The following is a 21279-nucleotide window of genomic DNA, read 5'->3' on the forward strand; positions in this document are numbered from 1 at the left end:
CCTTAGACGTCAAAGTCGACGGTGACTGACTCGGATGTGGGGTGCGACTGGCAAGTAAGCACATAGCCTTTGTCCAGCTCGTCCTGCTCCAGCGCGTAGTTCTCGTCCATGGTGACGGTACCCGAAACGAGCTTGGCGCGGCAGGTGCCGCACACTCCCCCGGCGCACGCGAACGGCACATCGGGGCGGACGCGGAGAGCGGCGTTGAGGATGGACTCGCGGGCGTGCGTTGGGCTGGAGACGTCGCCGGTGAGGCCGTCCAGCTTGAAGCTGATCTTGAACATGTCGCCGGAGTCGTCCTCCACCACGGGACGGCCGGCGTTGCCCTCTGGGCGGTCCGGGCGGCCGGTGGTGAACAGTTCGAAGCGGATGTGTTCCGGGTCCACGCCCCTGGCGGCCAGGGTGTCGCGACATAGCTGTACTAGTTCGAACGGCCCGCACAGGAACCACTCGTCCACGTCCTCGGCGTGCAGGGCGGACGTCAGGAGGGTCTGCAGCTTCTCGGAGTCGATGCGGCCAGTCATAAGCGGCGCAATCCGCTGCTCCCGGGACAGCACGTGATGCAGGGCCAGCCGCGACGGGTACTTGTCTTTCAGGTCAGCCAGCTCCTCCAGGAACATCACGTCCATGGCGGCCTTGTTGGCGTAGATGAGGTCAAACCGCGTATCCGGGTGGGCGGCCAGCAGCGTCCTGGCGATGGCGATCACCGGAGTAATGCCCGAGCCGGCAGCGATTGCCACGAAGTTGCCCGCCTGCCCGGCCAGCTGCATCGGGTTGTTCATGGAATTCATGACGTTGTACTGGGTAGGGTTGCCGTCGCGGCCGTGGCGGGAGATGAATGCGCCCTGCGGGCTCATGACGTCCAGCGTGTCCCCGGCCTTGAGCTCGGCGTTGGCCCACGTGGAGAAGATGCCGCCCAGGTCCTTCTTGATGGCGACGCGGATCTCGCTGGAACCGTCTGCGAACGTGCGGGGTTCGGCGCAGATTGAATAGCTGCGGCGGACCTCGTGCAATTCACCGCCGTCGTCCGGCAGTTTGGTGCGGAGCGCGACGTACTGGCCGGGGAGGTAGTCGTACTGTCCCGACAGCTCGGCCGGCACAGCGAAGGTGACCTCGATTGCGTCCTCAGTCAGTCGGCGCACCTCGGACACGGTGAGGCTGTGGAAGGACGCACGACGGCGGCTGGCCGTCTGGATTTCGGTGGTCATCTTGCTTCCTTAGAGGACTTTGAAGTAATCGAACGGTTCCTTGCAGTCCTGGCACACATACAGCGCCTTGCAGGACGTGGAACCGAAGCGGGTGAGTTCCTTGGTGTTCAGCGACGAGCACTGAGGGCACTTCACAGCCAGCTTGAGGCGGATGGGGCCCGAGTGACCGCCCGCCGCCGCACGTCCGCTGGGCGGGGCGATGCCGTACTCTTGCAGCTTGGCCTTGCCTTCCTGGGTCATCCAGTCCGTGGTCCACGCCGGCGACAGGACCAGGTTGATTCGGGTGTCTTTGTAACCTTGCTTGGCGAACGCCGCACGGAGGTCGTCTCCGATGGCATCCATCGCCGGGCAGCCCGAGTACGTGGGCGTGATGGTCACTTCCACCGTGCCGTCTTCGTTTTCTTGGACGGCCCGGAGGATGCCCAGGTCCTCAATCGTGAGGACCGGAATCTCGGGATCCACCACCGTGGCTGCGATGGCCCATGCGGTTTGCTGCGCTTCCGCGTCACTACCGCGCCCGACGGCGGTGCTGCCGCCGTCGTACTTCTCAGCGGCACTGCGCGCTCGGGTGACGTGCCCGACGGCGGTGCTGCCGCCGTCGTACTTCTCAGCGGCACCGCGCGCTCGGGTGACGTGCCCGACGGCGGTGCTGCCGCCGTCGTACTCTTCGTGGCTGCGGTTGGTCGCGGTGCGGGTGGCAGTTTCCATGGTGATCACCAGCTTGCTCCGGGGTGTTCGCGGGCCAGGACCTGCATCTCGGCAAGGACGTAGCCCAGGTGTTCCGAGTGCCGGCCGTCGCGGCCGCCGCCGAGCGATTGCGGCACGTTGGGTGTTTCGAGGCCGGCTTCGGTGAGGACCTCGCCGAGGAGGCGGTCGAAGTCTTCCTTCAAGCTTGACGGCAAAACGGCGACGCCGGCGTCCGCCAAGCGGGTGGTGAGGCTGTCGTCGTCGAACAGTTCATTCACGTATGGCCACATCAACGTGAGCCCGTGGATCATGCGACGTCGGGACTCTTCCGTACCGCCGGCCAGGCGCAGCACCCACTGGGCGCTGTGGTCCAGGTGGTAATCCACTTCCTTGACGGCCTTGGCGGCGATCGCGGCGAGGGTGTCGTCAGCGGATTGCGTGAGTCGGGAATAGAGCAGGTGCTGGTAGTTGCTCACGATGAACTGCCGGGCGATGGTGGCGGCAAAGTCGCCATTGGGCTGCTCGAACAGGTGCGCGGAGCGGAATTCGTGCTCGCGGCGGAAGTAGGCCAAGTCGTCCTCGGTCTTGGCGGGCTGGCCCTCTTCGGCGAGGCCGGCACCGGCGTAAGTGAGGAAGGAGCGGGCGTGGCCAAGTTGGTCCAGGGCGATGTTGCCCAGGGCGATGTCCTCTTCCAGCTCGGGCGCACGGGAGATCCAGTGGCCAAGGCGCTGCGCGAGGATCAGGGCATCGTCGCCCAGGCGCAGTGCGTATTCGGCGACGTCTTTGGCCGGCTTGGCCGTGCCGCGGCGGACCTCCAGGGCAATGTCCTCGGGACGGAGGGCGTTGCCGGGGGTGATGCGGGTGGCGGAGGCGGAGCCGTCCCCGGAAGCGCCGGCACCGGTCACGCCGACTGAGATGTCGCCGTGGCCTTCGATGGCGAAGTCTGTGGTGTTTGCCGTGTTCGCGTTTGTGTTCAGGTTCGTGTTCGTGTTCGTGTTTGGGGCGGTCACAGGTGCTTCACGCCTTCGCTCTTGGTGTAGTACGTGGCATGGCGGTAGTCCTTGCCCTGCGGGGACTCGAAGAACGAGCCCTTCGCGTCGGGATCGCTGGCGGAGATGGCGTCGGCGGGGACCACCCAGATGGACACGCCTTCATTGCGGCGGGTGTAGAGGTCACGGGCGTTGCGGAGGGCCATGGCTGCGTCCGGGGCATGCAACGAGCCTGCGTGCACGTGGGACAGGCCGCGGCTCGAGCGCACGAACACTTCCCAGAGCGGCCACGCGTGCGGATGGCGGGGGTCCGGGGCTGGCGTGCCGTCGGGGAGTTGCGCGCTGGATGCCGGTGGCTGACTGGGGGTGGGGTGCTCACCGGGAGCGGGTTGCCCGCCAGGGGTGGGCTGCCCGCTGCTCGTTGGCGTGGTGGTCCAGCTGGCCGGGTCCGCGTCCTGTCCGGGGAATTCCGGGTTACCGTGTGGGGCCACGACGACAGGGGTCCCCGGCCGGGGGCCCCCAGCCGCAGGGTTCCCTGGCTGAGCTTGCGAAGCTAGGGAGCGGCTGGGGACTTGCGAGGTTGGGGTGTCGGTGGGGAGGATCATGCTGCGTATTCCTTTTCTGCTTGCTTGCGCGCGTATTCGGCTGCCGCCTCGCGGACCCAGGCTCCGTCGTCGTGCGCCTGGCGGCGGCGCTCAAGCCGCTGCGCGTTGCAGGGACCGTGCCCGGCAAGGACGGCCTTGAACTCTTCCCAGTCCAGCGGGCCGTGCTCCCACTTTTTGGTCTCTTCGTTGAAGCGGACGTCCGGGTCCGGGAGCGTGAGGCCCAGGACCTTGACCTGCTCCACCATCATTCCGACGAAACGGCTGCGGAGCTCGTCGTTGCTGAAGCGCTTGATGTTCCACGCCATGGATTGCTTGGAGTTGGGAGAATCCTCATCCGGCGGGCCAAACATCATCAGCGCCGGGGCGTACCAGCGGTTCACGGCGTCCTGGGCCATCTGCTTCTGTGCCGGGGTGCCGTGGGACAGCTCAAGCAGGATTTCGAAGCCTTGGCGCTGGTGGAAGGACTCTTCCTTGCAGATGCGCACCATTGCGCGTCCGTAGGGTCCGTACGACGCCCGGCACAGCGGCACCTGGTTGCAGATCGCGGCACCATCCACCAACCAGCCGATGGCACCCATATCTGCCCAGGTCACGGCGGGGTAGTTGAAGATGGACGAGTAGCGGGCCTTGCCTGCGATGAGGTCTTCCGTCATCTGGTCGCGGTGCTGGCCCAGGGTCTCAGCCGCCGAGTAGAGGTACAGCCCGTGGCCTGCCTCGTCCTGGACCTTCGCCATGAGGATCGCCTTGCGCTTCAGGCTGGGTGCCCGCGTGATCCAGTTGGCTTCCGGCTGCATGCCGATGATCTCCGAGTGTGCGTGCTGCGAGATCTGGCGGAGCAAAGTCTTGCGGTAAGCGGCCGGCATCCAGTCGCGGGGCTCGATGCGGGAGTCCTCCGCGATGATGCGGTCAAAGTACTTTTGTCCCGCTCGTTCTGCTTCCAGTTCTTCCGGGGACAGCTCCGCGGGCACAGACTGAAGGTTCTGCGTTGCCATGGTTGCTCCTATGCATTCACCGATAAATATTTACCGACCGTTCGTTCAGAATATGCGGACGGTGGGAGCGCCGTCAAGCGTTGGAGCGGGTCATGGCGGGTGGTTGACTGAGTGGCTTTGGGAGCGCGGGCGGGGTGAATTCCATTGACAGGCGGGTAGAAGGGCCATACGCTCGGCGTCACTCAGGGGGATGAGTATTAGGGGCACCACTTGAAATTGAATACTTTGCGCGTCTCCGCGTCCATCGTGATTGCCGGGTTGATCGGTGCAGGGTCCTCGGGCGTGCCAGCGAACGCCGCGGCGACTCCGAAACTGGAGGCCACGCCGTTTGTTCTGGCCAGCGGTCACACACTCACATCCTCTGAAGCTCAGACCATGCTCGAAACACTGGCCCGGCAGCGTGTCGCAGATGTTCTCGTAACGACATCACCAAACCGGCCAACTTTGGTACCAGCACGATCGAGCAAGAAATTCAATGCAAAACGGGAAATCGAGAAACCCATAGTTGCGGCCCGCAAAGAGAGACTGAAGGGTTTCGGCTTCTACTACAGTTCAGCTTCTACGACGGTCAACGTCGTGGACATTTCCGGGACTGCCATTGAAGCAACTGTGAAGTTCGACGAATTATCAAAGATGTATCTGGCCTCATATGCGTCAGGGCCAAGCCCCACACCAGAACAGACGCGTGTCAGACAAACGGCCAGGTTCATCAACACAGGGGCGGGCTGGACCCTCGACGATTGGTCTCCCGATAACCCACAAGGCCTCCCCTCAGCGATTGTGGACCACAGCGCATCCGCGACGAACTTGAGTCCAGAGGTAAAGAAGCCGCAGCAGCAGGCAAACCCTGGCCAAATAGGAGCCATCCCCGGCACTCCAGGGAACACAAAACCAAAGCCTGGAACGGCCAGTGCTGCCGCCCACGCAGCGGTTGCCAGGTCGAGTGAGAATTCAACGAGCAACCTGCGAATTGCTGCTGCGCGCACAACCAACGGCGACGGCAACTACACAGCCGCCCTTGCCTCCACCGGGTACAACTACACCGCCATGGTCAACTACACGTACCAGTACTGGTACTACTACAACCCGAGCTATAACGCATACCCATCTGACTGCACGAACTTTGTTTCACAGGCACTCAGAGCAGGCGGATGGGGCATGGTTGACAACGCTACTTGGTACACCGACAACAACAATTGGTATTACTACCCTTGGGTGGCCACCAGGTCATGGACCTCTGTCGCGGACTTCTTCACCTTTGCAATCTACGGCAGCGGACGCACATACGAACTCGCCTATCTCAACAGCATGGGTCCGGCTGACGTTGAAATCGCTGATTGGGATGGCAACGGCACGAAAGACCACGCCATGATGGTGACTTCGTGGGCCGCTGGCGGCGGGTGGGCAGGTTACAACGATATCCGAGTGACGTATCACACCAATGACACTCGCGATATGTCTATCTGGAGTCTGTATGTCAATAACCCGGGAGGGATCTGGTATGCGCTTCGCACCTAGGATCGCAGCACTTGTGCTGGCCGTGCTTACTCTCGCTTCCTGTGGCACAGAAATGCGGGCACCGGACATGTCCACCAGAGACGAGTTTGCAAATCGAGTGATGAACGCGGCGTCCTCCGGCTCAGTGGATCAGGTTGAGAGGCTGGTACCGCAGGACCGCATCGGTGTCCGTCCGGGAGCCCAGAAGTTAGTCGACGCGGCCCGAGGATGGGACCCAGCGTCTTGGAAGGTTGGGCTTCGGCAGGACGTGCCGGAGTATGTCTTCGTCACGGTGACCCAACAAGGCCAAACCGGTCCAATTCGATACGAGATCTCCTGGAGCGGCGACCGTTGGGGATTGATTCTGGGAACATCAAAAAATCGCCCCAGCGACGGCGCAGAACCGGGCACGCCGGGGACCGGAACACCAAAAGTCATTGACCCGAAGTAGGTACGAATCACGGCTACGGGAGGGTGAGCGCCGATGCGGTTCGCCTCTTCATGTGGAATCCGTGGCGGGCTTATCCGCTGTGGGGTGGTGTGGCCGGCCGTTTCTAGGCCCGGCCGGCCACGGACCCGATTGGTCTTCAAAGCGGGTCCGCGCCCGATTTCAGGGGGTCGACTTTCGGGCGCGCCATGCGGGGGATCCTCCCCCACATCGAACGCTAAGCCCTGCGACGGACCTCTAAGTGGCCCTTCGCGTGAATTTGAGTGGTCTCTGTTACAGGAATTGAGTGTTCGAAGGCGGACAGTGTCGGTTCAAGTGAGTGCTGGCGACTTTCCACTCAAACTAACTCAGCATGACTGACGAGTTTGCGGACTCTGAGAGGAAAACATGAAGTGGTACCGCTGGGTACACCAGTTGGTTTTTGCGGCGTCCCTGGTACCGCTGCTTACGGGCGTCTGGGACCTTAGGGTTCGAATCCTTCTGCCCTTGGTGGCTCTGATTCCCTATGGCATCAATGAATCGGTTCTGGATCGGAGGGAAAAGGTCACGCTTGAACGCGCCAGAGAACTCGATCACGAGGATTCACTAGCCCACGCATATCGGGAGCCACCTCTACGGGGCTGACGGCCAACATCGAACCAGGTCTGCGCCCTGAATAGCTGACTTTGGACGGCCAGTCCAACGGCAAATTAATGAGTCAGCACGGGGGTACCGGACGTTCGTCCCAGGGCATATATTGTGCGCGAGCCAACGATTCGGGGAGAGGACTGCAATGAACGAGGCGACCGTCGACGGCCGGAGAATCGCGTTCCACGACACCGGTGCTGGGGAACCAGTCGTGCTCTTGCATCCCGGATTTGTGGCCGACGGCATGCTGCCGCTCCTGGAACGGCCGGAGTTTGCCGGTTTCCGGCTGATCGCTCCGCATCGCTCGGGCTACGGCGCCTCGGAGCCGCGGACTGCCCCCGTCGGAATGCGCGATCTCGCTCTCGAACTCCTCGGGCTCATGGATCAACTCGGCATCGGGAAGGCGCACGCGGTGGGACATTCCTTCGGCGCCAACGTAGCGCTGGAAGCCTGCCGATTAGCGCCCGGACGCTTCGCCTCGCTCGCACTGCTCGAACCGCCCTTGGGGTTCTTCATGTCGGAGCAGGCCACGGGCGTGCTCATGTCGGCGATCGGCGAGGCAATGCAGCAGTTTGCGGCCGGCGACTTCGAGGCGGCGTCCACCACCTGGCTGGATGGCGCCTTCGGACCGGGTTGGCAAGAGCCCCTGGACCAGAGATTGCCCGGAGCTACTGCCCAAGTGGTCAAAGACGCGCCTACGGCTATGGCCGTCGAAGGACGTGCGCTGCAGACCTGGCAGTTCAGCCCCGATGACATAAGCCAAATCTCAGTACCGATTCTCTCCGTGGTCCATCCGCAGGAGGGCTGGTCAGGCTTCCAGGAAGTCCACCAGGGGCTCGTTGCAGCGGGCGCCGAATCGCTAGAGGTTGAAGTGCCCTCTCATCTCCTCCAGGTGAACGACCCTGCAGCGGTGGCAGAAGGGGTTGCCCCATTCCTGGGCCGGCACTCCATCGAGTCCGCCACCGGAGTCAATTGACCGGTTAGCCGGGGGCCTGTTCAATTAGCGTCCGCAAGGTTCGCTGGCAACGTGAATTTGACCGTTGTTCCCTTGCCCGGATGGCTGTTCAAACTAATCGTCCCTCCGTGCCTTTCGATAATGCTCTTGCTGATTGGTAGTCCCAATCCGGCGCCGGGAATAGAGCTTTCCCGGGCGTGGCCCGCGCGGAAGAACTTTGTGAATGCCTGCTCCACTTCCTCCGGTCGCATACCGATGCCCCTGTCACTAAAGGTGCAAACAACCTCCTGGCCGTCACGATGTGCGTTGATCGAAATGACTCCCCCGTCCGGTGAGTACTTGATCGCGTTGGACAGCAAATTATGCAGCACTTGGCTGACTCGCTCCGGGTCGAATGCTGCCTTCACTGGCCGCCGCAGATCCATAACCAAATCCAAGCCGGCGGCGTTTGCATCAGGTGCCACAAGTGCTGCCGCGTCTTCGATGATCTGCCCGAGATCAGCTTCGGCCCACTTCAGGTCGGCGCCGTCAGACCCTGCGGCCATAAGGTTGTCCAACAACACCAGCAGCCGCTCGGCATTACGGGCGATGACGGCAAGATCGTCCCTAATTCCGGCATTGCCCGGTTCATCCATGAGCATCTCGAGGTAACCAAAGATGGAGGTTAGCGGCGTACGGACTTCGTGGGACATTGTCGTTACGAATTCGTCCTTGGCCGCAAGGGCTGTGACCAATGAAGTGACGTCCGCGAACGACAGAACCGAGCCTGTGAAGGCGCCATTCCGACTCGACATCTGGCGGGCAGCAACGCTGAAAGCACGTTGGCTCTTACCAGTTCCCGCCCAATAAAGTTCCTCGCTGATGGTTTCCCCAGCGGCGGCCCGCCGGACGGGGCTCCTATCCGGATCGATCGGTGTGGCCCTATCGCCAGCCAGCAGCTGAAGCATTCCGGCATCAGCTGCCTCCGTCTCGTCGTCGTTGGCGCGCGCCACGGCCGCACGGTACCGGCGGTTGACCAGGATGCTGCCGCCGTCGGGATCCACCACCCTGACGCCGACGCTCACAGTCTCAACCACCGTGTCAAGCAACTGCTGACGTTGTTCGCTCTCTTGCAGCAGGGCTGCGAGGTTCTTGTCGTGACGCTCCAGCGCTTGACGCTGCTGAACGACTTGGCGGGCTACCACATGGGCGGTTAGGGCAATGGTCGCCATGACAACCGTGACGAGGATCGCCCGGATCATTAGCGAAGGATCAAAGCCTTCACCAATGGCAATCGGCGGAAGGACCATACTGAGGATGGTGGCCACAATGGCAAGGACAACCCGGCCCTGGTTACCACCCACGGATATCCACACGACCGGAAAAACCAACACAATACCAAGAACGGACAGGTTCTGGCCGCCCGCTTCCCTGCTAAAACCCACGGCCAGGCAATCCAGGAAAGGTATTACCACAACGCTGCCGGCGGGCAATCGATCCCAGGGCATCGCGACGCAACAAATGAGCAGAAGTAGATGGGGCATCAATGTCGCCTGGAAAAGCGGGTCCCATAAAGGTTCTGGGCGGAAAACCGCACACGCCGCCAACACCAGGGCAACTGCCAGTGGCAGAGGAAGTTGGAACAATGTGATTCTTGTTCGAAGGCTGCGACTCCGGAAATAACCTTCGATGACCGACGAAAGTGGGTTGTTACGCATTAGCACCGCCATTTGGGGTGCCGACTAATTGCATTCATCGATGACCCCCAGGTTCATCAACAGCTGCTTTTTGGTCCCGGGCTTCTTGAGACGCCAATCGATCCCAGATTAGCCCCAAGGTGTGGATTACAGCGATAAATGTCCGTGATCTGCACCCCGCTCCGCAGAAATGTCCCCGAAAGCGTTTCGGTGACAGGCGACCGGACAATGTTTTCATCGCTGAGCGAAACAAGCGTTGTTCCCGGAGGTGCTGCGCTTTTACGCTGGGGCGCGCCCAAGAATGAGTCCGCGTTTGAAGTATTCGTAGAGGCCGTCAAAGATTGGCGCGGTGGCGGCAAGGACGGCGTCGTCGTCGAGGGTGATGGACAGGCCCCGGATGATGATGTCCAGGCCCGGGGCGGCAGGAGCGTCGAAGCGGTCGTCTTCGATGTCCGCTTCATGGACAAGCTCCGCGATCGCGTTCAGCACGGGGTCGTGGATCTCGTACCTGTGTAGGATGGTCTCGAAGCTGCAGTCCGGGCCCTGGTGCCCCAGTTCGACGCCGGGCATGTCGAAAGGGGTCGCATCGCTGGGGACGTCGGCGGGGTCGTCAACGTAGACGAACTCAGCATCAGCGTCAACCGCGCGGCGGATGAGCCAGGCGCAGGCGGCCCGGTCGACGTGCACACCTGAACGTGTGGCCCACTTCATCGCCCCACCTCCCTGGCTGCGGACCCTGGCGCAACGGCCGATGGTGCCCGGAGGATGGCCTTGATGGCGGCCCGGGCTATGTCGCGTTCGGCGGGAGGGAAGTAGTCCCTACGTGAGATCTTCCTGTGCTGTTGTTGGAGGCGCCTGGCAGTGCGGGCCCGTGCGGCGTCGCCGAGCGCCGTCGCGTCCCGGGCGTCCTGGGTGAGAGCGAGGTACTCCTTGCGACGCTCGTCCTGCATCGCGGCGACGATTTGGCGCTCCTGCGATGGGCTGGAAGGTTTCCCGACCCAAACCGTGGCGGTGCCGGCGTTTGCCTCGACCTCGGCGGCGATCCACTCGAGATGCTCTTTGGTGCGCGCATCTGCGGGAAGGGCAACCAGCCCGTCACCGAGCTGGGCCACACCCAGTGACTGCAAGCGCCGCCAGACCGCGACCCGGGGGCTGGAAGGCACCCGCGGCATCCGGTAATTCAGCAGCACCCAGGAGTCTGCGGTGAGGGAGGCAGTGTTCACTCACCCATGGTAATCGTGTAACCGTGGTTGCATTACAGTGGACGCGTTGGCCCGAACGATTAAAACCCGGAGGCCGCCCGGTGAGGAGGGGGCGCCGTCAGCGCCTTCGTCGTCAACGTCGTCATCCTCTGATTGACAGGAGACCCACCGTGCCGTTCCCCGCAACCCCTCCCCGCGCCGTCACCGGCATAGTGCTGGCAGCCCTCGCCGCCTTTGCGCTGACCGCCTGCTCCGGCCCGGCCCCCGCACCGGGATCAGCCCTGCCGCTGAAGCAGGTGCAGGACCTGCCGTTGCCCGGCGGGGCGACACGGCTGGACTACCAGTCCATGGACCCGACAGCACGCCGGCTGTACATCGCCCACATGGGAGACGGCACGGTGGAGGCCGTGGACCTCGACAGGTCCGCAATAGCGGGAACCGTCCCGGGCACGGCCTCGGTCCACGGGTTGATGGTGGCCCCCGACCGGCACACTCTCCTGGCTGCCGCCTCCGGGACCAACGAAGTTGCCCTCATCGACACCACCACGCTGAAGGAAACCGGCAGGGTGAAGTCCGGGGACCTTCCTGACGGCATCGCCTACGACCCAGCCCACGGCAAGGGCTACGTCTCCAACGAGCACGATCACGCCCTGACCGTCGTCGACCTCGCCACGAAGAAGGCGCTGCCCCCGGTGGAGGTCGGCGGTGAGACGGGGAACGTCATTTACGATCCCGTCTCCGGGAAGGTGTTCGTCAACGAGCAGAGCCACGGCGTGCTTCTCGTCATCGATCCCGCCACGGATGCCATCACGGACCGGATCAAGGTGGACGGGTGCGAGAGGAACCATGGCCTCTTCATCAACGGGGCCGAGCAGCTGGCTTTCGTCGCCTGCGAGGACAACGCCAAGCTCCATGTCCTGGACTTGCGCACCAGGGAAGTCACCGCGCGGTTCGATATCGGCGAGACCCCGGACGTGCTGGCCTTCGACACCGGCCTGGGACGGCTTTACGTCGCCGCGGAGGACGGCACAGTGAGCATCTTCGACGAGCACGACCGCACCCTCACCGCCGTGGCGTCGGCCAAGCTCGCCGAACATGCCCACACGGTCTCCGTCGACCAGGCCACGCACAGGGTGTACTTTCCCCTCCAGGACGTCAATGGCCACGCCGTCCTGCGCATCATGGAACCCACCAAATGACCAACAACAGTACCGATGGCCACAGCGCCGACACGGGGACGACGCCCGGTGCCCCGCGCGAGGAGGTTCCGTTCCGGAAGTTCCTGCTCTATTTCCTGCGGTTGGGCACCACCGGGTTCGGCGGCCCGATCGCCACCGTCGGCTACATGCAGCGCGACCTCGTCGAGCAGCGCGGCTGGATTGACCGGCAGGAATTCCTCGACGGCGTTGCCCTAGGCCAGGCCATGCCCGGGCCGCTGGCTGCACAGGTGGCCATGTGGATCGGCTACCTGCAACGCGGAGCCTGGGGCGCCCTGGCGATCGCAGCAGCGTTCATCGGCCCCGCGTTCCTGATGGTCGTGGCCGCCGGTGCCCTCTACACCGTGTACTCCGGCACCGGCATCGTCCAGGCCCTCTTCTACGGCAACGCCCCGGCAGTCATGGCGATCATCCTCATCGCCGCCTACAAGCTCCTCAAGCTCACCGACCGCCGGGACTGGCGGCTTTGGGCGATCAGCGCCGTCGTTTTCACGGTCACGGCCCTCACCGGTTCCGAACCCATCCCCCTGATCCTCGGCGCGGGGCTCGTTATCCTCTTCCTCGACGCCCCGCCGCGATGGCGGAAACCGAAAAGGAAACCGGCAAGCGACGAACCGCCGGCACCGCCCACGGCCCAGGGGCATGCCCTGATCCCTGCCCTTGCCGCTGCGCCCATGGCGGCCCTCGGCGCGGGCGGGTTGGCCACACTGCTGCCTTTGGGCCTGTTCTTCCTCCAGACCGGTGCCCTCGTCTTTGGTTCCGGCCTCGCGATCGTCCCGCTCCTGCGCGACGGCGTGGTCGATCAGCACCATTGGCTCGACCAGGCCCAGTTCCTCGATGCCGTCGCCATGGGCCTGATCACCCCCGGCCCGGTCGTGATCACCGCCGGCTTCATCGGCTACCTCACCGCCGGGCTGCCCGGCGCGATCGTGGCCACCGTCGGAATCTTCACGCCGATCTACCTCGCCGTCGTCCTGCTCGGAAAATGGTTTGTCCGCCACCGCGACAACGCGCGCGTGCAAGCCTTCGTCGCCGGGGCTACCGCCGCGGCGGCCGGCGCCCTGGCAGGTGCCGTTGTCGTCCTCACCCGGCAGGCCGTCACCGACTGGGCCACCGCCGCTATCGGCCTCGTGACGCTCGGGCTGCTGTGGCGGTTCAAGATCGGCGAGCCCTGGATCGTCCTCGCTGCCGGCATCCTCGGCCTCATCCTCCACCTTCCCCGCTGACCCTGCTCCGCACCCCAGGGCACTGATCAAAGGAACCCAACACCGCCAGGGGTGCAATGAAGCTAGATCTCCTTAATCCGGATGTTCCTGAACGCAACGCGGCCGCTGTGCGCCTGGAGCCCGACGTAGCTGGGCGCTCCTGGTCCTGAAGGCAGCCCCCTGCCGAGGATGGTGTTGGTCACTGTGGTGCTTTGGTGGCCGTTCAAGGTGACGGTGTAAGTCTGCCCAATCACGTCGATTTGAATATCATTCCATTGGCCCGGGGGTCGGCAACTGACGAAACTGTAGTTGGGATTGTCAACCCCGTAGATCGCTCCTGTGCGATGATTGTCCGCGCCGTCGGGCCTGGCTGTGTCATCAATTTGGATCTCGAACCCAAAGTGGACGGGAACCCATGCCGTGTTCTCATAGCCTTTGCTGCCGGGATCCGGGAACCGGACGAAGATCCCGGAGTTATCGTCGGGCCTGGAAAGCCGGAACCGGAGCCGAAGGCTGAAGTCGGGCGGCGTCGGCGTATTGCACCACACGAGGCCGAGGTCGCCTCCTGGCTCACTGACCAGTGCGCCATCCACAAGAGGCCATGCTCCCGGTCCGGCCACGCGCCAATGGCTGGTGTCTTCCCCGTCGAACAGAGTCGTATAGCCGTCCTCCGGCTCATAGGGGATGGCCAGGCCCGGTTGTCCGTCCGGTTGCGGTCCGGGCAGTGACGCAACATGCCTGGCAAGGCGCCGTGCCAGGGCGACTCCTGTGAGCATGGGGTTGGGGCTGCCGAGCCGGGGGAACGTCGCAGGCCCCAATGCATAGGCGTTCTCGACCGCGTGAAAGCGGCCGTTCAGGTCGGTCGAAGACGAGGAGGGATCCTCACCCATCCGGAGACTGGAGGCCTCATGATGTGTTGTTCCGAGCCCGTCCCTACGCCCACCGTGTGGAAGGGCCTGCTCTGCCGAGATGTTGCTTCCCACCGGTTTCCACTGGTTAGTACGCGGATTCACCAGCACCTCATAGGGATTACCTCCCGCGAAGGCCAGGGCCACCTCATCGCTGCATGCGTCCATAATTTCCCACATGTCGCCGTCGGCTTGGGAGGCGTTGATGGAGACGTATGCCCGCGGCGTTCCATAGTCCGTGTCGGCATCCTGGGTGATGGATGAGGCGTTGTTCCCCTGTTCCATTTCCCCGTTGGCTCGAATCGTGATGACCACGTGGGAATCGCTGGCTGCTGTGAACCGGTTCACGGTATCGACGTCCGGGATCTTTTGCCACAGTTCCGCTTCAGAGTTGTTGCCCTGCGGCCCAAGCCCGGCAGCGGTGATTTGAAGGTGGAAGTACCTGCCGCTCGTGGGTTCCTGTCCTTTCAGGAACAGCGCTGCTTCCGAGAGTTCCAGCACCGCGGGGTCTACCGGCAGCGACTCTCTCGGAATTCTGATGGTCAGGTTTGACCGCAAATGTGCCGCGAGACCCTTTCCAAGATGCTGCGTTTTCGGCAACCCGCTGAAGGAATTGAGCGCGAGCCTGGTACTTTCTATGGTTCCGGCCGCGATGACGACGACAGCACCCTGGGGCACCTGCACGTCACCGAGATTGGTCCGCACCCCGGTGACGCGCTGGCCGTCATCCACAAGTTGCTGCACGTGGCAGTTGGGAACAATCATGAGTCGGCGGCGCAGATTGTCCTGCCTTGGCCATTCAGCCCAGGTCGTCCGGGCAGCCTTGACCAGCAGGGGAACGGAACTGAACTTGTTGTTCGGGAAGGAACCCGACCGTGCCGCCGACTGCACCGCAAGAGGTGCCTCGAGCCTGGCCTCTTCCTTGAGGCTTGCGATGGTGTGCCCGTCCACGCCGGGAATGCCCAGAAGCTTCGCCACATCGGCGGCATCTGCGCCAGGCCCCAGCGCAGCCACAGCCGGGTGGTCCGGCAAATTGGCCAGGGGAACCATACCTATAGGAGTTGCGGCGGCAAGAACTTTCCTCAGGGCATTTTGCAGCGGACCGTAGATGAAATCGTTCGTCGTATCGCTTCCCAGCTGGGCCGCGGCGTCGGGATAGCCCGAGTCGGCGGTCAAGTCGGCCACCACGTCTTGAGGCCAGCCCTGAAGTTCATCGGCCACAGGCTGAGGCGACCAACCGCCCCAATAAAGGGACCGGCCTCCCACGCAGTAGGCGAGACCGGGAAACTTTGCATTCGAGTGCCACGGCAACCCCCACACTTCCGCCCGTGACCTGAAACGTTCGTCCGGATTCATATCCTGGATTGAAGTCGCCGCCGGAACATCGAGGCCGATCATCGGCAGGTTCTGAGTATGTTCTCCAACGAGCATTGGCCCCGCCTCGAGGACAAGAATCCGATGCCTATGGGCCGTATCTTCCGTGAAAAGGTGTTGGGCAAAAACCCCGCCGAAGCTCCCCCCTCCGATAACGATGACATCAAAAGGCCGGGCATCCGGGTAGTTTGCAGGATCTTGGGCGTCAAATACCTCGCGCAGGGTATTGCAGACGTAACGACCAAGTACGTCACGGCTGAAGATAGTGTCTGGTGTTGAAATAATTGCCACGGCACAGTCCCTTTCTCCCCGCGGCTGCTGAATAAGCTCACCTCGTTGACGGTGACCGGTGGTTTCATGATCAACGCTGGCGAGGGAGTATATTTCCACGCACGTATTGTCGGCGTGGAACTGAAAACAGGAGCAGAACTAATCGGCGCCACTCTAATCGCCGAAATGGCATAGCGGCATGATTTTGCCCGCACAGGTCCCGAAAATCAAGAACAATTTACAAATACCGAAGGATAAATAAATAGTGCCGACGCACCCGGACGGCTGAGGGGTTGGCGCGGACATCACAACGATGCCAGTGGTTCAACAACGATGCCAGTGGTTCAACGTCGATCACAGGGTGGGTCCGCGTTGTCGGCGTCCCCAACTCTCGCAAAGAGTCCGCTGGACCCCTATGGATGACAGCGGCCTTCCACTTTGAGCGAACGCTGGTTTGTGACAAGCGGCTTCAAGCAGTGGCGTGTTAATTTGGGGGTTCATGCCTACACCGCAAGAAAGAGCTGCCGCCGTGGAATCGAACCGTCCCGTCCGAATCCTCACCGTCTGCACTGGCAACATTTGCCGGTCCCCGGTGGCCGAACGCCTCCTGCAGGCCGGGCTGGACCAGATTCTTCCCGATGTCTTCGAAGTCCGCAGCGCCGGAACCCGCGCCTTGGTCGACGAACCCATGCAGCCCCAATCGGCCGAGATCGTCCGGACGTACGGCGGCTTCCCCGATGGCTTCCTCTCCCGCCAACTGACTGCAAAGATCCTCCGCGAGAGCGACCTGGTCCTGACAATGTCTTCCAACCACCGCGGCGAGGTGCTGCAACTGGATGCGTCGCTGCTCAAACGCACTTTCACTATCCGCGAGTTCGCCAGGATGCTAGACGTCGTGGCCGAGCGCGGCGAAGGCGCCGCACCGACGTCGGACCCCGCCTCGTTCTGGCGCGAGCTTCCGCGGCTTGCCGCCTCGGTCCGGCATCTCGCGCTGACTCACGAGCCGGGCGAGAACGACGTAGTGGACCCGTTCCGTCGGGCCCCCGAGGTGTACCGGGAAATGGAAGACCAACTGGCCCCCGCAATCCTCACCATCCTGCGCTTCGCCCGCGTGACCTCCGGCGCCTAGCGCCGCCGGCACCGCTATCGCCGTCGGCACGCTTTCGCCGTCGAACCACGACGGCGACCGTCACCCGATGATGGGCCGCTCCTCCGGGAGGCGGAACAGGCGTGGGTGCGAGGACAGCGCCAGCGCCGACGCCACAGTAATGGTGCCGATCCGACCGATGAACATCAGGGCCATGAGCACCCACTGGGCAGACTCGGGCATCAGATGCGTGATGCCGGTACTCAGGCCCGATGCGGAAAACGCGGAGACGGCTTCAAAGAGCACACGCTCCAATCCGAAGTCCGTAAGCATAAGCAGCAAAAGCGTTCCGGCAAGCACCGTGCCGAGGCCGATCAGCGCCACCGAAAGTGCTTGTCGTTGGACCGACGGGCTGATGGACCGGTTTCCAATAGTCACGTCTTCACGTCCGCGGACCTCGGTCCAGATGGCGTAGCCAAGGATCAAGAAGGTGGTGATCTTGATGCCACCGGCTGTGCCGGCGCTGCCGCCACCGATAAACATCAGCAGGTTGGTGACCAGCAGCGTCTCCGGCGACGCCGCTCCATAGTCGATGCCTGAGAACCCGGCAGTCCGTGGGAAAACACTGCCGGACAGCGACTCCAAGACTTTGCCGCCACTGTCCATCTGGCCCAAGGTCCCGGGCCTGTTCCATTCGAACGCTCCGAACAGGAGGGCACCCGCGAGGATCAGGAATAGGGTGCCAAAGACCGTCAGGCGGACATGTACTGTCCACTTCCTAAGACGCAGGCCGTCCCGGGACAGTGCCACGATCACCGGCAATCCCAGGCCACCGACTATCACAGCAACACACACCGGCACCACGATCCACGGGTCGCCACCGAACGCAGCCACATTGCCCGAGTACAAAGTGAATCCTGCGTTGTTGAACGCGGACACCGATTGGAACAAGCCATGCCAAAGGGCCGGGCCGGGGTTGTGGTCGTACTCGGACCAGAATCGGGCAGCCAGGAGGAGCAATACGATGCCCTCCGTGATGACGGTGATGCGCGCTACCCGGAGCAAAACGGCCCTGACATCGCCAAAATCGGGAGTCTGCGTCTCTGCTTCAGTGACCAGTGTTCCACGCACTCCCACGCCCTTGCGGACCTGGGTTGTCAGGAGGGTTGCCACCGCCATGATCCCGAACCCTCCCAGTTGGACGAGCACCAGGATCACTGTCTGGCCGAATGGGGACCAGTACGTGGCTGTGTCCACTGTGGACAGCCCGACAAGGCACACCGCCGAAACCGAGGTGAACAGCGCGGACATAACGGCATCCAGTTCGCTGGCCTCGGTGATGCCCGATCCAGCCTCAGAAGCGGCGTGGGAGGCTGGCAGCAGCAACAGAGCAGCGCCGGCGATGATCACCAGCAAGTATGCCAACGGAATAGACCTAATCGGGTGGAACAGCGCCCTCCGAAGCCCGGAGGTGCGTTCGAGCGAGGATTCCTGCGGCCGAATAGCGCTGCCATCCGGCCTGCCAACAACCCTTCGAGCCTGGTCCCTTGTGCCGCGCTCCCCTATTTCCGCGTCTTTCCCCCTCAGTTCGTGGCTCATGCTGGCCTCTCCTCCGGATGCCGCCGCCCGCCGTCGCGCTTTTACTGACGCTGAACGGTGGCGGCCACTGGTGGTCTTTTAGCGGAGGCTAACACCGCCACCGAGCACCGAGCCGTGGCATTTACGAAATCCTTACGCCGGGCGGGCTTGTGCTCAACAAGCCCGGGCTATGCCTCCAGAACTGTCAGGACAATGAGCACTACGTTGAGGCCCACAATGAGCACCGCACTGCAGATTCCGGCAATGCGCAGCGGGGTCGAGTCCACATGGACACCCATCACTTCACGGTCTCCGGTCAGCCGGATGAGCGGAATGAGGGCGAATGGGATGCCGAAGCTGAGCAGGACCTGGCTGACCACCAGGGCCCAGGTCGGCTCGGCGCCCATGCCAAGGACAGCCAATGCGGGAATAAGGGTGATGAGCCGGCGCAACATGATCGGAATGCGGACTTTGAGCAGCCCGCCCATGATGGTGGCGCCTGCGTAGCAGCCCACTGAGGTGGAGGCCAGCCCGGAAGCCAGCAGGCCGATGCCGAAAACCATCCCAACCACGGGACCCAGCGCGGAGACAATCGCGGCATGGGCACCGGCGATGGTGTCTGTGCCCTCGACGCCACGGAGGCTGGAAGCGGCCAGGAGCAACATGGCGATGTTCACGGCACCGGCCACCAACAGGGCTCCGACCACGTCAATGCGCGTGGCCCGGATGAGGCGGGTCGTCTGCTCAACGCCTGCAGACAGTCCGTGCCGGTCGCGTGCCAGCGCCGAGTGAAGGTAGATCGCGTGCGGCATCACAGTTGCGCCGAGCATGCTTGCCGCAAGCAGCACCGTCTCCACGCCGTCGAAGCGCGGCAGCAGTCCCGTCAGCGCCTCTCCCGGGACAGGAGGATTGACGAAGAGCCCGGTCATGAATCCCACTGCGATCACCACCAGCAACGTGATGATCACACTCTCAAAAGCGCGTTGGCCTCGCATGGACTGAATAGCGAGCAACAGCATGGACGCCGCCCCGACAATAACGCCACCGGCCAGCAAGGGGATGCCGAAAAGCAGATTCAATGCCACGGCGCCGCCGATCACCTCGGCCATGTCCGTAGCGCCCGCGACTACCTCAGCCTGCAGCCAGTATGCGCGGCGACTCCTCGTTCCCAAGCGACGCCCCAAGATCTCCGGCAGGCTCATCCCCGTCGCAAGGCCCAGTTTCGCCGACTGGTACTGCACCAGCACAGCCATGGCGTTGGCCGCCACCAAAACCCACACCAAGAGGAAGCCATGCTGGGCGCCAGCGGTCAGGTTCGCAGCGACGTTGCCTGGATCGACATAAGCGATCGCAGCCACAAAGGCAGGCCCAAGCAGAAGAAGCCGCCGCCAAAGCCGGGGGCCGGGGGCAGTTCTGGTGAGGAGGGCGGGAGCAGTCATTGGCACACCTTTGAGCGGGAACGACAAACAGTTGTTTTAGGGTACCCGAACTTTGATGCTCAGGTCTACCGAATAAATATGACTAATACCCCCGGACCTCGGCCCAGTTCGCGAATGCCCCCTGCGACCGCAACCAAAAGGTGTCCCATTCGTGGCCAAATTGAGGCCCTGTGATTTCCGCCACACATGGCCCAACGGTGGTACCGTCCGGTCATGAGCGGACGACGGCGACTGGTGCCGGCAGCGTTGCTGGCAGTTCTGATGGTGCTTGGCATCTTCCTCGCAAGCTGCTTCGGCAATGGCGGGCCCAGTCCGTCGTCGAGCAGTCCCAGCCCGACGACCAGCAGCCCCACGCCCACACCAACACCAACACCGACTCCCCCGCCGGCACCGGCAGCTCCTCAACCACCAAAAATCCCGGACCTGGCTCCAGGCGCGATGAACATCCTGGTGATCGGCAGCGACAGCCGCGGCAACGCCCGTGAGCAAGCGGCGTGGACAGCCGCAACCGGCGAGAGCCAGGACCACCGCTCCGATTGCCTGGTGCTGGTGCACATTCCTGCCGACCGCAAGCAAATATTCGGCATCTCGATCATGCGCGACATGTTTGTAGACGTTCCCGGCTACGGCACCAACAAGATCAACAGCAGCCTGGAAGTTGGCGGAATCCCAGAGGTGGTCCGAACAGTCGAATCACTCCTCGGAACGCATATTGACCACACCGCCATGCTGGACTTCCACGGCTTCAAGCTGCTCACCGATGCCCTGGGCGGCGTGGATGTGAACGTCACCACGCCATTCCAAGCGACATTTGAAACTCAGCACCAATTCGTGGCTGGTGTGAACCATTTGGACGGGCAGGCCGCACTGGAGTTTGTCCGCGAGCGCTACGCCTTTGTTGACGGGGATTTCCAGCGCGTCCGCAACCAACAGACGCTCCTCCGGGCAATCCTGGCCAAGGTCTGGGGAAGCCTGCAGGACCCAGCCACCTTGCTGGGACTGGTGCAGTTCGCAGCCGGTGACCTCGTGGTGGACCAAGGCTACGACTGGCTGTCGGTCGCGACCCTGGCGTATGGCATGCGGACCATAGACCCTGCTGCCGCGGTGTTCTTCACCTTGCCAACAGCGGGTGTGGGCAATGTTGGTGGCGCCTCGGTGGTCTTCCCTGACTACGGCGGGATCAATGAAGTAGCAGTGGCCCTGCGCGACGGCACCCTGCCGCAGTACGCAGCGGCGCACGGCTACTAAGGCAAAACCTCATTGAGTCCGATCTGCAGAAGCTGCGGTCTGGCCGTTCCGATCTTTATGCTGCAGA

The 21279-nt window shown here is 63.0% G+C and carries 19 protein-coding genes; 8 read left to right on the top strand and 11 right to left on the bottom strand.

Translation table 11 applies throughout. From position 1 onward, the window contains the following. Positions 1–2 precede the first annotated feature (2 nt). The 5 genes from paaE to paaA all read right to left on the bottom strand — a co-directional run bounded on the left by paaE (position 3) and on the right by paaA (position 4481). Entirely contained in the window at positions 3–1208 is a 1206-nt protein-coding gene (gene paaE, locus LD110_RS09670) for a 1,2-phenylacetyl-CoA epoxidase subunit PaaE (protein ID WP_225498586.1), read from the bottom strand. 9 nt (positions 1209–1217) lie between these two features. After that, positions 1218–1685, bottom strand: coding sequence for a 1,2-phenylacetyl-CoA epoxidase subunit PaaD (paaD, locus tag LD110_RS09675; RefSeq protein ID WP_225498675.1), 468 nt, complete (start codon positions 1683–1685; stop codon positions 1218–1220). Positions 1686–1921: 236 nt separating this feature from the next. Further along, on the bottom strand, positions 1922–2872 hold the full coding sequence (gene paaC / locus LD110_RS09680) for a 1,2-phenylacetyl-CoA epoxidase subunit PaaC (protein WP_225498676.1): 951 nt from the start codon (positions 2870–2872) through the stop codon (positions 1922–1924). A gap of 29 nt (positions 2873–2901) precedes the next feature. Continuing rightward, positions 2902–3375: a 1,2-phenylacetyl-CoA epoxidase subunit PaaB gene (gene paaB, locus LD110_RS24060; protein WP_374200324.1), complete on the bottom strand. Its 474-nt coding sequence runs from the start codon at positions 3373–3375 to the stop codon at positions 2902–2904. A gap of 110 nt (positions 3376–3485) precedes the next feature. Then, positions 3486–4481, bottom strand: coding sequence for a 1,2-phenylacetyl-CoA epoxidase subunit PaaA (gene paaA, locus LD110_RS09690; RefSeq protein ID WP_225498588.1), 996 nt, complete (start codon positions 4479–4481; stop codon positions 3486–3488). A 210-nt stretch (positions 4482–4691) separates the two neighbouring features. On the opposite strand from paaA, the gene LD110_RS09695 reads away from it, so the two are divergent. The 4 genes from LD110_RS09695 to LD110_RS09710 all read left to right on the top strand — a co-directional run bounded on the left by LD110_RS09695 (position 4692) and on the right by LD110_RS09710 (position 8029). Then, positions 4692–5999 (top strand): amidase domain-containing protein, encoded by a 1308-nt coding sequence (locus tag LD110_RS09695; protein WP_225498589.1) that lies wholly within the window; start codon positions 4692–4694, stop codon positions 5997–5999. A gap of 67 nt (positions 6000–6066) precedes the next feature. Beyond that, positions 6067–6429 (top strand): hypothetical protein, encoded by a 363-nt coding sequence (locus LD110_RS09700; protein WP_225498590.1) that lies wholly within the window; start codon positions 6067–6069, stop codon positions 6427–6429. A 384-nt stretch (positions 6430–6813) separates the two neighbouring features. Continuing rightward, positions 6814–7050, top strand: coding sequence for a hypothetical protein (locus tag LD110_RS09705; protein WP_225498591.1), 237 nt, complete (start codon positions 6814–6816; stop codon positions 7048–7050). A 148-nt stretch (positions 7051–7198) separates the two neighbouring features. Beyond that, positions 7199–8029 (top strand): alpha/beta fold hydrolase, encoded by an 831-nt coding sequence (locus LD110_RS09710; protein ID WP_225498592.1) that lies wholly within the window; start codon positions 7199–7201, stop codon positions 8027–8029. 20 nt (positions 8030–8049) lie between these two features. On the opposite strand, the gene LD110_RS23880 is transcribed toward LD110_RS09710, so the two are convergent. From LD110_RS23880 to LD110_RS09725, 3 genes are all read right to left on the bottom strand, one after another. Further along, on the bottom strand, positions 8050–9351 hold the full coding sequence (locus tag LD110_RS23880) for a cell wall metabolism sensor histidine kinase WalK (RefSeq protein ID WP_225498593.1): 1302 nt from the start codon (positions 9349–9351) through the stop codon (positions 8050–8052). A gap of 612 nt (positions 9352–9963) precedes the next feature. Next, complete coding sequence (locus tag LD110_RS09720; RefSeq protein WP_225498594.1) at positions 9964–10395, bottom strand: chromate resistance protein ChrB domain-containing protein; 432 nt, start codon at positions 10393–10395, stop codon at positions 9964–9966. After that, positions 10392–10907, bottom strand: a complete 516-nt coding sequence (locus LD110_RS09725; RefSeq protein WP_225498595.1) for a Chromate resistance protein ChrB — start codon at positions 10905–10907, stop codon at positions 10392–10394. The genes LD110_RS09720 and LD110_RS09725 overlap by 4 nt, the downstream gene beginning before the upstream one ends. Positions 10908–11056: 149 nt before the next feature. On the opposite strand from LD110_RS09725, the gene LD110_RS09730 reads away from it, so the two are divergent. Together LD110_RS09730 and chrA are read left to right on the top strand one after the other, a co-directional pair. Continuing rightward, positions 11057–12085, top strand: a complete 1029-nt coding sequence (locus LD110_RS09730; protein WP_225498596.1) for a YncE family protein — start codon at positions 11057–11059, stop codon at positions 12083–12085. After that, positions 12082–13329, top strand: coding sequence for a chromate efflux transporter (chrA, locus tag LD110_RS09735; protein WP_225498597.1), 1248 nt, complete (start codon positions 12082–12084; stop codon positions 13327–13329). The genes LD110_RS09730 and chrA overlap by 4 nt, the downstream gene beginning before the upstream one ends. Before the next feature lie 62 nt (positions 13330–13391). On the opposite strand, the gene LD110_RS23885 is transcribed toward chrA, so the two are convergent. Further along, positions 13392–15437 (bottom strand): family 16 glycoside hydrolase, encoded by a 2046-nt coding sequence (locus tag LD110_RS23885; RefSeq protein WP_225498598.1) that lies wholly within the window; start codon positions 15435–15437, stop codon positions 13392–13394. Positions 15438–16389: 952 nt separating this feature from the next. On the opposite strand from LD110_RS23885, the gene LD110_RS09745 reads away from it, so the two are divergent. Next, on the top strand, positions 16390–16989 hold the full coding sequence (locus LD110_RS09745; protein WP_225498599.1) for a low molecular weight phosphatase family protein: 600 nt from the start codon (positions 16390–16392) through the stop codon (positions 16987–16989). Between the two features lie 60 nt (positions 16990–17049). Here LD110_RS09745 and LD110_RS09750 read toward each other — a convergent pair whose 3' ends face one another. Together LD110_RS09750 and LD110_RS09755 are read right to left on the bottom strand one after the other, a co-directional pair. Then, the gene (locus LD110_RS09750) at positions 17050–18546 is read right to left on the bottom strand and encodes a TrkH family potassium uptake protein (RefSeq protein ID WP_225498600.1); all 1497 of its coding nucleotides are present in this window, start codon (positions 18544–18546) and stop codon (positions 17050–17052) included. A 167-nt stretch (positions 18547–18713) separates the two neighbouring features. Beyond that, positions 18714–19964 (bottom strand): Nramp family divalent metal transporter, encoded by a 1251-nt coding sequence (locus tag LD110_RS09755; protein WP_225498601.1) that lies wholly within the window; start codon positions 19962–19964, stop codon positions 18714–18716. A gap of 213 nt (positions 19965–20177) precedes the next feature. On the opposite strand from LD110_RS09755, the gene LD110_RS09760 reads away from it, so the two are divergent. Next, the gene (locus tag LD110_RS09760) at positions 20178–21212 is read left to right on the top strand and encodes an LCP family protein (protein ID WP_225498602.1); all 1035 of its coding nucleotides are present in this window, start codon (positions 20178–20180) and stop codon (positions 21210–21212) included. The last annotated feature ends 67 nt before the right edge of the window (positions 21213–21279 follow it).

Source organism: Arthrobacter sp. M4, from assembly GCF_020251205.1.
GTDB lineage: Bacteria > Actinomycetota > Actinomycetes > Actinomycetales > Micrococcaceae > Arthrobacter.